The organism is Avibacterium endocarditidis (genome assembly GCF_002921145.1).
Taxonomy (GTDB): domain Bacteria; phylum Pseudomonadota; class Gammaproteobacteria; order Enterobacterales; family Pasteurellaceae; genus Avibacterium; species Avibacterium endocarditidis.
In genome coordinates this window covers 1-11,992 of the sequence record NZ_PQVI01000131.1, presented here as the reverse complement: position 1 = coordinate 11,992, position 11,992 = coordinate 1, and the positions used below count along the sequence as shown (strand labels likewise).

Here is an 11,992-nt window from a genome sequence, read left to right as displayed (position 1 = left end):
TTTCTTTTTGAACTCTTTCTTTTTGAACTCTTTCTTTTTGAACTCTTTCTTTTTGAACTCTTTAAGAGAAAATCAATAACCCGATTGATACACCAATTCGGCTAATTTCACAGCCATTAAGGCGAGGTTAAAGCGTTGTTCGTCTGCCACTGACCAAAATTCGATGCCATTTTCCACCGCACTTTCTCGCTGATTAAGATTGCTGATGTGCAGTTTGACTTCACTTTCACCGTTTTCATTTTCGCCATTAATTACAGGGGTAATTTGGCTTTCTGGGTGGTATTCAATCAAGCTATTTTGTTGCCACATTTCTGCTACGGCTTCACTGGCCACATCATAATCAAAAAAGGCGCTGACTTGTTGGGCAAGGCCGTAAAATACAGGAACTTGAATTTGGTGGAACACTACATTATCAAGCTGTGGGAAAATTTTCTGCACTTGCGCGCTCAAATTCGCACTTTTTACAGGGAAAACATCAAAGGCTAGGCGCTGAACATTTTCATCTAAAGGGATACCATTTAATAGTTGTGCAGTTTGCCCTGCAAGTTGCGCCACTTTTTCATCGCCCATATAAGAAGCTGGCAGAAGCGAGCTGACAACCATTTGTTTTAATGGATAATTTTGCAAAATTTCACTCAATGGCAGAATACTTTGGGTTACTTGCGGATTAGGTAAAGAAACAATGTTACGTTGTCGCAACTCCACTAATTGTGCGTCATTAACCGTTGGGATCACCAGTGGTACATCAGGTAAACTGGCACAAAGCCCGAATAGATCAATCACCACACAGCCTGCTTCTGCGGCTTTCGCTAAATGGCTGGCAGCGGACACTTCGCCTGCGAAAAACACATAATTGAAAGTTGCCCAATCCACTTCATCTGGCACAATTTGTGCCACCGCTTTATTATTAAAACGAATGCCTTGTTCTTCGTTAAATGGAAAAATTTCCACCACGGATAGCTGGTCTATTTCTAGCTGGCTTTGTTCTAAGCATTCAGCCAGTTTTTCGGCTAATTCAAATTCTGCCGCAATCGCAATTTTTAACATTTTTTCTCTCTCGATAATCAGCGTAAAATAAGCGTTATATTTTACCGAATTCTGACAGGAAAAGAAAATGACACCCGCTATTGATTTATTAAAAAACAAAAATCCCTTTTGTGCTTCATCATTACGATCACGATCCCAATAATACGCATTTTGGCGATGAGGCGGCGGAAAAATTAGGCATTCCGCCAGAGCAATCCTTTAAAACCTTGCTTGTGGCGGAAAATGGCGATCAGAAAAAGCTCGCTTGTTTTGTGCTTCCTACGGCAAATATGCTGAACTTAAAGAAAGCGGCAAAAGCCATTGGCGTGAAGAAAGTGGAAATGGCGGATAAAGATGCGGCACAGAAAAGTTCAGGTTATTTAGTGGGGGGAATTAGCCCTTTAGGACAAAAAGAAAACTGAAAACGGTGATTGCTCAATCTGCCTTAAATTTTTCACAAATTTATGTTTCGGGTGGTAAACGCGGTTTAAGTGTGGAACTCGCACCGCAAGATTTAGCTGATGTATTGCAAGCCAGTTTTGCGGATATTGTGGACGATACAGAATAAACAAGCAAAATAAAAAGGCTCAAGCGCAAAAGGGTAACGCCTGAGCCAATAAGGGAATTGGTTCCAATTAATATTACAATAATATCATCATTAAAACGCTGAAGTATCTTGGAATAAGCCGACTTTAAGATCATTGGCGGTATAAATTACGCGCCCGTCCACTTCAACTTCACCGTCTGCTAAGCCCATCACTAATTTGCGGTTTACCACACGTTTCATATTAATGCGGTAAATCACTTTTTCGCTGTTGGCAAAATTTGCCCAGTGAATTTCACTTCACCAACGCCTAAGGCTCTGCCCTTTCCTTTGCCACCGATCCAGCCCAGATAGAAACCGACAAGTTGCCACATTGCATCTAGCCCTAAACAACCCGGCATAACAGGATCGCCAATAAAATGGCAACCAAAGAAAGGAAGATCAGGGCGAATATCTAATTCCGCTTCAATGTAACCTTTCTCAAAATCGCCACCTGTTTCATTCATTTCCACAATGCGATCCATCATCAACATTGTGGGTGCGGGGAGCTGTGGGCCTTGTTCGCCAAATAATTCACCACGTCCTGATGCCAATAGATCCTCATAGCTGTAGCTACTTTTTTTATTTGGTGTACAACTGTCCATCATTTTTGTTTCCTTCTATGTATAAAAATACGCAACGTATCAATTTATTCCGCATAATATCAGGATTAGAAGAAAATAGATATAGCTAACACTTGTTCGCTCAACTTGTCCGATCAGTGAGTAAATTATTCAATTTTGAGAAATAAAAAAGGCGAACATCGCTGCTCGCCTAAATAAAATATAGAAAAATCTCACCGCACTAAGATGATCAAAGTCTGACACAAAGTGCGGTGCAAAAATTTAACTTTTTCGCCCCAATAACCAATGCCAAAAACCGCTTTTTTGTTGTTCCGAATGGGTGTTTAAACGTTGGCTAATCAGCTCGCTCAATGGCTGATTTTGTTCTTTGTAAGTGCTATCTTCCTCAACTAACAAATGGCGTTTAAACAGTATTTCACAGGCTTGGAACACATCATCTACCGCCCAAATGGAAAATTGCTGATTTTATTTTTCACCGCACTTATCACAGCTTCCGATAAACTCAGCTGATTTAACACCGCAGAAGGCACAATCACCCCTTGCTTGCCCGTTAAACCCCGTTTTTCACAAATGGCAAAGAAGCCTTCAATTTTTTGATTTACACCGCCCACGGAATGCACCAGCCCAAATTGGTCGATTGCCCCTGTAATAGCAATAGATTGCGGCAAGGGCTGCAATGCCAAGGCACTGGCCAGCACGCAGAAACACGCAAGCGAAGCGCTATCGCCGTCAATTTCACTATAAGATTGCTCGAAAACAATAGACGCAGAAAACGGCAGTTGAGTGGGCAAATCTAAAATATTTGCTAAACACACTTCAGCAATCATTGTGCCTTTACTGTGTATATTACCTGCCAGCTCATTTTTGCGCTCGACATCAATCACTTCCCCCTTCGCCAAGCTGAACAATACAGCTAATCCGCGATGGCTCACCAAAGGAAACTGGGCTACCAGGGTATTCAATCACTGAAAGTCCATTAATTTGCCCCACCGCTTCGCCTTGGGTTGCCACATAAATTTGTTCGTGCAGAATATCCGCATAGGTTTGTTGTTGCAAAAAGCCCTGCTGTTGCTGTTTGGCTTGAAAATATTGCTCAAATTGCACCGCACTTAATTCATTGCATTGTGCCAACGTGCGCGTGTTACTCAATATCTCTTTTAGCTTTAACGGCGAAATATTAATACAATGACGATCCTCACTTTCTCGCACCAAAAGCTGATAGAGTCGATTCATTCCGTCCGTGGTGAGCTGAATACCAAGCTGTTTCGCATAAGATTGTACATAACCTTTCCATTGCTGTTGCGTTTGCTCGCTATCAAGGGAAAAATAGCTTTCAATTTCGCCGTAATCGGCAAGCTGATAAAGGCTTTCGTCTAATTCTTCTAATAACGCCAATTGCGTGCGATCCCCCAATAAAATCACTTTTAATGCCAGATCGTAACTGGGAATATCACAAGGCAGCGGTTTATAAGGATGTAAAGATTGCCAATGGAAATGCTGTTCACTCAAAAGCTGTTTTAAGCGTTCCCACAAGCCCACCTGCGTTAATAAAGGCTCAACACTTAAAATCAACACACCACCGTTTAACTGATGCACCAAGCCACTTTGTAACGCTATCTGTTGGCCATTTGAACGGACATTACCGAATAATCGTTGTTGATCATAATAGATCGCACTCGCCACTTGTTTTTTCGCGGCAAAATTATCTTCCACGCTGGTCGCATTTTGCAACGTAATTTTAGGCAATGTTTGCTCAGAACCTTGCTCAATATGATAATGCACGCCTTTTAAAGACAAAGGTTGTGGCTGGAACTGGCTGATAAATTTTTCCAGCAGCACCGCATATTCCCCTTGCTGATCGGCTTTTAGCACTAATAAAGTGCGGTCAGAATTTTGCAAGAATTGCGAAACGCTCGCGCGGGCGCGCGATTGTAGGTCAAAAAAATCAATAGATTGCGGAAAATCTGCTTGCCCTGCTAACTCAGGACGCAAATTCTGCCAAGATAAAACTTGATTAAATAATGCAGGCAAAGTGTGTGGCTCTCTTTGGGTAATAGTTGAAAAGGTGGATTATTAAGAAGATTTTTGAATAATCTGAGTAAGAAGTTCTTTGAATGCAGTTACCTCACTTGAATATGAAATGAGAAAAGCAATAAATGTAATAATTGCTGTTGATGCAGCAATTACAAAACCCGCCGCGGCTTTATACCATTTACGTTCCTCAACAACTTTGTCAAGTTTATGACTAATTTCAATTAAGGTTTTTTCCATTGTTTTAAAATCTGCTTTGAGCTCTCCAATATCTTCTTTTACTTCACTTATTTTTCCTTCAATAGCAACCAGCTCTTCTTGTCTTCCTTTTAGCTCAGTATAAGTTGAGGCATAGGTGCTAACAACGGTGCCAATCACTAATGAGCGCTCATAATTTGTTTTCATTGCCTTGTTTCTCCATTTTATGAAGTCTATCCTGCAACATTTTTATCATTTCATTTGTGCTTGCAAAAATATCTTTTTGATGCTCAGGTGCAATACTATCGGAAGTAATCATTTGAGTTTTTACGTCATCTAATAGCCATACAATATCTTGTATCACCTTTTCAGAACTCTGCTGTGTAGATAATGGCAACACAATCCCTCGTAAAACGAGATCTAACCCTAACACTCGGTTAAAAAGGGAGAGATAGCGTTCCTCATTATAACGCGTAAATCGCTCAAACTCCGCTCTAGAAATGTAATCAGACATAGAATTCTCCTCAATAATCTATCGCATTTTGCAATAAATAGTATAGATTGTAAAGAATAATGCGTTTCCTCACTTTACCAAAACTAATCTCTCCATTGATATAAATGAGAAAAATTTACTAGCGAAAAAAATCGAAACAGCGTAAACTTATACAGAGTTACCCCGTAACGGAGTTTGAGGAAATACGATGAAATACCAAAAGCTAGAAAATCAAGAAGCACACTGGAAATGGCTCTATTTAACCAAAAAGCCCGTGAAGGGGAGCAAATTACGCGTTATGAAGAGCGCAGTTTGCAACAAGAAATGGTACGCCGTTTAATTGCCGCGCAAAATAATGCGGCGGAAACGGAAGAATGGGTGAAAAGCCATCTTTCGCCTAATTTAGTGGTGAAATTAGACCAAGCGATTCGTGCGCGGCGTAAGCGTTTTTTCAATGCGGAAAAGCAAACTACTAAGAAAAAATCTATTGATTTGGAATATTCTGTTTGGTTGCGCTTATCAAGATATGCTAAGAAAATGAAAATGACCCTGTCTGAAACCATCACTTATATGATTGATGAGCGGGAAAGCAAAGCAGCCTATGAGCATCAAATGTCGGCAATGAAAGAGGGGTTGAAGGATTTATTGAAAAAATAGACCGCACTTTTCCCTCTATACAATGATGATGAAATTGAAAGTGCGGTGGGATTTTACGGTATTTTTCAAACGTCTGTTTAGACTAAATTCAGGCAAAAAATAAGCCTCCAAATCTGGAGGCTATTTTATTCCTTGAGTTAGTCGATAAGCCGGGTTCTGTCGTTGAACAATCATTCATCTAGGCGTTTGTTCGCACAAACGCTCAAGCAACCTACCCGAACTCTGAGCGGGCCACCCATTGAGTTCCTATTTGGTCTTGCTACGAGTGGAGTTTACCCTGCTGTGAAATGTTACCACTCACACGGTGCGCTCTTACCGCACCCTTTCACCCTTACCTGATCTCAAACGAGCCATCGGCGGTCTGCTCTCTGCTGCACTTGTCGTAGGCTTTCGCCTCCCAGACGTTATCTGGCACTCTGCCCTATGTAGCCCGGACTTTCCTCTCGTCTATTTGTCCCACTAGGTCGTTTATACAAACGGTTTAGGGCTTCAATAAACCAGCGATTGTTTGGCTAACTCAGGGCGAGAGTATAGCGGAATATCAAACAAATGCAAGAAAACTCAGATAAATGACTGCTAGAGTTCGCAAAAAACTTACGCTAAAATAACCGCACTTTTGCTGAATATAAAAGGGGCAACAATGGATTATCTCAAAATCGCACAAGACACCCTTGCGGTGGAACAAAAAGCCTTGCTACAACTAAGCCAGCGTTTAGATGAACAATTTAACCAAGTGGTGGAATTAATTCTAAATTGCGAAGGGCGTTTGGTGGTAGGCGGAATTGGTAAATCAGGTCTGATCGGTAAGAAAATGGTGGCGACCTTTGCTTCCACAGGCACGCCAAGTTTTTTCCTGCACCCGACAGAAGCCTTTCACGGCGATTTGGGAATGCTCAAGCCCATTGATATTGTGATGTTGATTTCCTACAGCGGCGAAACCGATGATGTGAATAAACTGATCCCGAGCTTAAAGAATTTTGGTAATAAAATCATTGCCTTAACTAGCAATAAGCAATCTACCCTTGCAAAACACGCCGACTATGTGCTGGATATTACGGTGGAGCGGGAAGTCTGCCCGAATAACCTTGCGCCCACCACCTCGGCACTGGTTACCCTTGCCTTGAGCGATGCCCTCGCCGTTGCGCTCATCACCGCAAGAAATTTCCAACCTGAAGATTTTGCGAAATATCACCCAGGCGGAAGTTTAGGCAAACGCTTGTTATCCCGCGTGAAAGATCAAATGCAAACCAAATTACCCATCGCGCAGCTCACCACCTCATTTACTGATTGCTTAACCATTATGAATGAGGGGCGTATGGGGGTTGCGATTGTTATGCAAGACAATGAATTGAAAGGCATTATCACTGATGGTGATATTCGCCGAACACTCACCCGCAATGGCGCGGACGCACTCAGCAAAACTGCGCAAGAATTAATGACTTCTCAACCTAAAACCATCAACGCAAATTGCTATTTAGCGGAAGCGGAAAACTTTATGAAAGAAAACAAAATTCATTCATTAATCGTGTTAGATGACGCTAAAAATGTGGTAGGTTTAATTGAATTTTCGAGCTAATACTATGATTTCAAACGAACAATTACAAAATATCAAACTCGTGATCTCCGATGTGGACGGTGTACTCACAGACGGTTTACTTCACTATGATGCCAACGGTGAAGCATTCAAAAGTTTCCACGTTCGTGATGGATTGGGTATTCGTATGTTAATGGAAAATGGCGTGCAAGTTGCCGTGCTTTCAGGGCGAGATTCCCCGATTTTACGCAAGCGCATTGCCGATCTTGGGATTAAACTGTTCTTTTTAGGCAAATTAGAAAAAGAAAGCGCCTGTTTTGAATTAATGAAACAAGCTGGCGTAAGCCCCGAAGAAACCGCATTTATCGGCGATGATAGCGTGGATCTACCCGCTTTTGCGGTGTGCGGATTAGCCTTTGCCGTAGGCGATGCGATGGATTATGTACAAGATTGTGCCGACTATGTGCTACAACGCCACGGCGGACAAGGTGCATTTCGTGAAATGTCTGATATGATTATGCGCGCGCAAGGCAAAAGTGATGCCTTTGCCACCGCACAAGGTTTCCTTAAAACCGTAGAAAATATGGCGCAGTAAAACAAAAAACGGTCTAAGCTAGACCGTTTTTCTATCGCTAAGACAGCAAAATATATTCCAATTTCACCTCTCCCAAATAAGCCAATAATTCTTCTGCCATTTTTTGATAAGAAAGGGTTAAAGGCTGTTCAACCATCACTACACGCTGAATATTTTCCACCTCATTGCCACTTAATAATAGATAATTTAATGCCACTTGTAAGGCAGGCAAGGTTGGGTTGAATGCCGCATTTTCAGCATAGCGACCAGAAAAAATTTGTTGATCTTGAAGCTGAATTGCAACGCCTGAATAGCTTTGCGAATAAGGCGCGTGAGCTTGATTAGCGGCACTTAGCGCTGCCAAAATAACGGGATCTTCTGTGCGATAATTTAAACCATTATGACGTTCATCAAATAATCGGCAGGTAATATCCAAGTCTTTTGGACCAAAAGAATCTGGCAAATATTTGTGCAGCAAATTATTCTGGCTATGCGGCAAATGAATATGCAGGGTTTCCGCACTATTTAATTCATTCATAAACTGACGGCAATGTCCACACGGGGTATAGTTTACTGTTACGTCAGTCAATTTCCGTTCTCCACGCATCCACGCGTGAGCAATCGCACTTTGTTCCGCGTGAATAGTTTGTTGAATATTGGTAGCACAAAACTCTTGGTTTGCCCCGAAATAAAGACTGCCACTTTCCCCTGTAACCACCGCCCCTACGCTAAAATGAGAAATCGTAGGATTGGCATAACTTGCACTAATCGGCAATAAAAGTAGGGCGAAGTCTTTGGCGCTTAATTGATATTTTTCGCAAAGATGATTCACCACAAACTGCGGTAAAAAGCCTTGGAAATGCTGTTCTGCAAGAATATGCCATAAATCTTGGGCGAGTTGTTGATTTTCTAATAATCCCAATGATTGCTGAATGCGATCTGAAATGTGTTGCTGAAGATGATTTTTCATACTGCTTTCTCCTTTCAAGCTAAAACTCTCGCTATCATAGTGCAGAATAGAGGAAAAATCTTAAAGAAAAGTTAATTTTGTGAGCTTAATCAAATATTTATTCAGATTTAAAGTGCGGTAAAAATTCAAATTTTCCACCGCACTGATAAAAACAAGCCTTTCACTTGTTCTTCACTAATGTTCGCGATAATCATTCGCCTGTTGTAATAGTTGGCGGCTTTCTTTTAAGAATTGTTCAGAATAATCGCCGAACCAATCGCGTACTTGTTCGAAAGCTTGGATAAAGCCTTGTTTGTCGCCTTGTTCAAAGAATTTCAGGCTTTCTTCATAGCTTTGTTTTAGGCTTTCGATCACTTCAAGGTTTTCTGGTTTATCCATAATAATGTCCGCATAGAGTGCGCCGTCTTGGGCGAATAGGCGTCCGATCATAGCCAGTTCTAAGCGGTAAATTGGCGAAGATAAGGCTAACAATTTCGCCAATTCCACAGGTTGTTTGGATAAATGCAGACCGTTGGCAAAGGTAGCAAAGTGGCGTAAGGCTTGAATGTAAGTCATACTTTGATCGTGTTCGGCGGCGTCCACTTGATAAATTTTCGCACCCCAAATGCTGATTTGATCTAATAGCCATTGATAGCGTTCTAGATAACGCCCATCACAACGCACTACCACTTGTTTTGCCATACTTGCAATATCTGGCCCGAACATTGGGTGCAAGCCCACCACTGCCCCTTTATGCACTTCCAGCATTTTGGCAAGCGGGGCTTTTTTCACCGAGGTGAGATCGGTGAGCAACATATTTTCTGTTAAATAAGGTGCAAGACGTTCAATGGTTTCCACCGTGTTTACGATAGGCACAGACACAATAACCACATCTGCACCCGATAAAATCTGCGCGGCGTTGTCCCAATCGTTTCGCCCTAAACTTTCTACTTGATAACCCGAAAGTTGCAGATAACGTGCGAATAATCCGCCCAGCTTGCCTTTTCCGCCCACAATCACAATTTTTTTGATGTTGGGATTAACGGTTTTAAAGCCGAATTGATTTTCTCTGGTGTAAGATTCGCGCATTAAACGGCGTAGTACATCTTCGATTAAATCAGGCGGTACGCCAAGTTTTTCTGCTTCTTGCCGTCTTGCTTGCAACATTTCTGCTTCACGATTTGGTACATAAATGGGTAAGCCGTGTTGATGTTTGATTTCCCCCACTTTTTTTACCAATGCCAAGCGTTTTGCGAATAATTGCAATAATTCTTGATCCAGTGTATCAATTTCTGTACGCAGTTCTTTTAGGGCGTCCACGTTATTGTCCTTATTTCTTTACAGTCTGATGATTTTTGCCAGTTATTTTTTGCTCAATGCTTGTGCCATTTGACGTAATAATTGCTCGCTGGTTTCCCAATCAATGCAAGCGTCTGTAATTGACACACCATATTTCATTTCGCTGACTGGCTGTTCAGCACTTTGATTGCCCGCGTTGATATGGCTTTCTAGCATCACACCAATGATGGATTTATTACCATTAGCGATTTGCTGTGTAACATCTTCTGCCACAATCGGCTGACGGCGGTAATCTTTATTCGAGTTGCCGTGACTGCAATCCACCATAATCGCAGCTTCTAAGCCTGCTTTTTGTAATTCTTGTTCAGCTTGTTGAATAAATTCCGCTTGGTAATTTGGCGCTTTTCCACCACGCAGAATAATGTGTCCGTTTGGATTGCCTGCGGTGTTGAGCAAATTCACCTGCCCTTGCTGGTTGATGCCTATAAAGCTATGCCCCATTGCTGACGCTTTCATCGCATTAATCGCAGTGGCAATGCTACCGTCTGTACCATTTTTAAATCCCACCGCCATTGATAAGCCAGATGCCAGTTCACGGTGAGTTTGTGATTCGGTGGTTCTTGCGCCAATGGCTGACCAGCTGAATAAATCTGCCATATATTGTGGCGTGATCGGATCAAGTGCTTCAGTGGCAAGTGGCAAGCCCATTTCTGCCAGCTCTAACAAAAGCTCACGCGCAATGTGCAAACCGTGTTCCACATCGAAACTGCCATCAATTTTCGGATCGTTAATTAAGCCTTTCCAACCCACGGTGGTACGCGGTTTTTCAAAATACACGCGCATAACAATGTACAGCTCGTCTTTTAGCTCATCAGATAAAGCTTTCAAACGTTTTGCGTAATCCAACGCAGAAAGGGGATCGTGAATCGAACAAGGGCCGATCACCACTAATAAACGGTTATCTTTTTTATGAATGATATTGGCAATATCAGCGCGCGATTGCTCAATTTGATGACGTAAATGCTGCGGTAACGGTAATTTTTCTTTCAGTTCACTTGGCGTGATTAGCACTTTTTCATTAACAATATTTACATTATGAATACTGTCTTTGTGATTTACATTGTTCATTTTTCTTTCCTACTCAAAATTAAAGTGTAAATTTTTATATACAATATATGTAACGCATAAATTACACTTAAACTAAAGCAAATTCAACTTGTTTTACAAGGAATTTACAAAATAGTGCGAAATTTCTGCCAAACAGGTAGCACATTTTCTGGCAATTCAAGAGAACGTCCTAATTCAATCCAACCACAAGGAAAATGGAAATCCGACCCAACAGAGCCAAGCAAACCTTGTTCAAGCGCCCAGCGTGCGAGCAATAAGCGTTGATCTTTGGTTTGCCCGCAGCCAGAAACCTCAATGACATCGCCCCCACTTTGGGCAAAATCCGCAATCAGTTTTTTGAGCCATTTGGTGGTTAAGGTATAGCGCAATGGGTGCGCTAACACCGCCACACCACCTGCTTGGTGAATAATGTCAATCGCGCTAGGAATATCCACCCATTCCGCTTTTACATAAGCTGACTTCCCTTGCCCTAGATAACGTTTGAAAGCCTGATTAATATTAGAAACCTTGCCGATTTCCACTAAATAGCGCGCATAGTGCGCTCGGGTAACTTCTCCTTGGGTGAATTTTTTCGCTCCGTCAAAGGCATTTTCAACACCTAACTTCGCTAATTTCTCACCAATTTTGACCGCTCTTTCTAAGCGTTTTTCTGCTTGCTGCTGCAAAAGTGCGGTCATTTTTGGGTGAGTTTTATCAAAATCTAACCCCACAATATGAATGGCACGATTTTCCCATTGAGTGGAAATTTCTACCCCATTAATCAGTGTGAGCCCTAATAAATCTGCCTGCGCTTGTGCTTCATCTAAACCTGCCACGCTGTCGTGATCGGTTAAAGCCAGCACGGACACTTGATTATCATAAGCGCGTTGCACCACCTCTTTAGGGCTTAATACCCCGTCTGATGCACTGCTATGGCAATGTAAATCATAAATTTTT

10 protein-coding genes, 1 other RNA gene and 4 pseudogenes are annotated in these 11,992 nt (G+C 41.9%); 5 read left to right on the top strand and 10 right to left on the bottom strand.

Annotation, left to right across the window (positions count from 1 at the left end; genetic code table 11):
• Positions 1–72 precede the first annotated feature (72 nt).
• Positions 73–1,047, bottom strand: a complete 975-nt coding sequence (locus tag C3Z13_RS09760; RefSeq protein ID WP_103855794.1) for an oxidoreductase — start codon at positions 1,045–1,047, stop codon at positions 73–75.
• A 67-nt stretch (positions 1,048–1,114) separates the two neighbouring features.
• Between C3Z13_RS09760 and ybaK the strand changes: the two are divergent.
• Positions 1,115–1,594, top strand: a pseudogene (ybaK, locus tag C3Z13_RS09755) (Cys-tRNA(Pro) deacylase).
• 90 nt (positions 1,595–1,684) lie between these two features.
• Here the strand turns inward: ybaK and fabA are convergent.
• From fabA to C3Z13_RS09735, 4 genes and pseudogenes are all read right to left on the bottom strand, one after another.
• Positions 1,685–2,214: pseudogene (fabA, locus tag C3Z13_RS09750) on the bottom strand (bifunctional 3-hydroxydecanoyl-ACP dehydratase/trans-2-decenoyl-ACP isomerase).
• A gap of 240 nt (positions 2,215–2,454) precedes the next feature.
• Positions 2,455–4,224: pseudogene (locus tag C3Z13_RS09745) on the bottom strand (AAA family ATPase).
• A 42-nt stretch (positions 4,225–4,266) separates the two neighbouring features.
• Positions 4,267–4,629 (bottom strand): hypothetical protein, encoded by a 363-nt coding sequence (locus C3Z13_RS09740; RefSeq protein WP_103855793.1) that lies wholly within the window; start codon positions 4,627–4,629, stop codon positions 4,267–4,269.
• The gene (locus tag C3Z13_RS09735) at positions 4,613–4,936 is read right to left on the bottom strand and encodes a hypothetical protein (protein WP_103855792.1); all 324 of its coding nucleotides are present in this window, start codon (positions 4,934–4,936) and stop codon (positions 4,613–4,615) included. The genes C3Z13_RS09740 and C3Z13_RS09735 overlap by 17 nt, the downstream gene beginning before the upstream one ends.
• A gap of 187 nt (positions 4,937–5,123) precedes the next feature.
• Between C3Z13_RS09735 and C3Z13_RS13050 the strand changes: the two are divergent.
• Together C3Z13_RS13050 and C3Z13_RS13045 are read left to right on the top strand one after the other, a co-directional pair.
• Positions 5,124–5,317 (top strand): annotated as a pseudogene (locus C3Z13_RS13050) (macrodomain Ter protein MatP); the annotation flags it as partial.
• On the top strand, positions 5,294–5,572 hold the full coding sequence (locus C3Z13_RS13045) for a hypothetical protein (protein WP_425427469.1): 279 nt from the start codon (positions 5,294–5,296) through the stop codon (positions 5,570–5,572). The pseudogene C3Z13_RS13050 and the gene C3Z13_RS13045, both read left to right, overlap by 24 nt.
• A 129-nt stretch (positions 5,573–5,701) precedes the next feature.
• Here the strand turns inward: C3Z13_RS13045 and rnpB are convergent.
• An RNA gene (gene rnpB / locus C3Z13_RS09725) (RNase P RNA component class A) lies at positions 5,702–6,092 on the bottom strand.
• Between the two features lie 120 nt (positions 6,093–6,212).
• Between rnpB and C3Z13_RS09720 the strand changes: the two genes are divergently transcribed.
• Together C3Z13_RS09720 and C3Z13_RS09715 are read left to right on the top strand one after the other, a co-directional pair.
• Positions 6,213–7,148 carry a KpsF/GutQ family sugar isomerase gene (locus C3Z13_RS09720; protein ID WP_103855791.1) on the top strand — a complete coding sequence of 312 codons (936 nt, stop codon included), beginning with the start codon at positions 6,213–6,215 and terminating at the stop codon, positions 7,146–7,148.
• Positions 7,149–7,152: 4 nt separating this feature from the next.
• Positions 7,153–7,701: a KdsC family phosphatase gene (locus C3Z13_RS09715; RefSeq protein ID WP_103855790.1), complete on the top strand. Its 549-nt coding sequence runs from the start codon at positions 7,153–7,155 to the stop codon at positions 7,699–7,701.
• Between the two features lie 37 nt (positions 7,702–7,738).
• Here C3Z13_RS09715 and cdd read toward each other — a convergent pair whose 3' ends face one another.
• From cdd to rnm, 4 genes are all read right to left on the bottom strand, one after another.
• The gene (cdd, locus tag C3Z13_RS09710; protein WP_103855789.1) at positions 7,739–8,650 is read right to left on the bottom strand and encodes a cytidine deaminase; all 912 of its coding nucleotides are present in this window, start codon (positions 8,648–8,650) and stop codon (positions 7,739–7,741) included.
• Positions 8,651–8,824: 174 nt separating this feature from the next.
• Positions 8,825–9,949: a bifunctional chorismate mutase/prephenate dehydrogenase gene (tyrA, locus tag C3Z13_RS09705; protein WP_103855788.1), complete on the bottom strand. Its 1,125-nt coding sequence runs from the start codon at positions 9,947–9,949 to the stop codon at positions 8,825–8,827.
• 42 nt (positions 9,950–9,991) lie between these two features.
• Positions 9,992–11,056 carry a 3-deoxy-7-phosphoheptulonate synthase gene (locus C3Z13_RS09700; RefSeq protein ID WP_103855787.1) on the bottom strand — a complete coding sequence of 355 codons (1,065 nt, stop codon included), beginning with the start codon at positions 11,054–11,056 and terminating at the stop codon, positions 9,992–9,994.
• Positions 11,057–11,160: 104 nt separating this feature from the next.
• Positions 11,161–11,992: RNase RNM (rnm, locus tag C3Z13_RS09695; RefSeq protein ID WP_103855786.1), on the bottom strand; the 832-nt coding region annotated here is incomplete at its 5' end.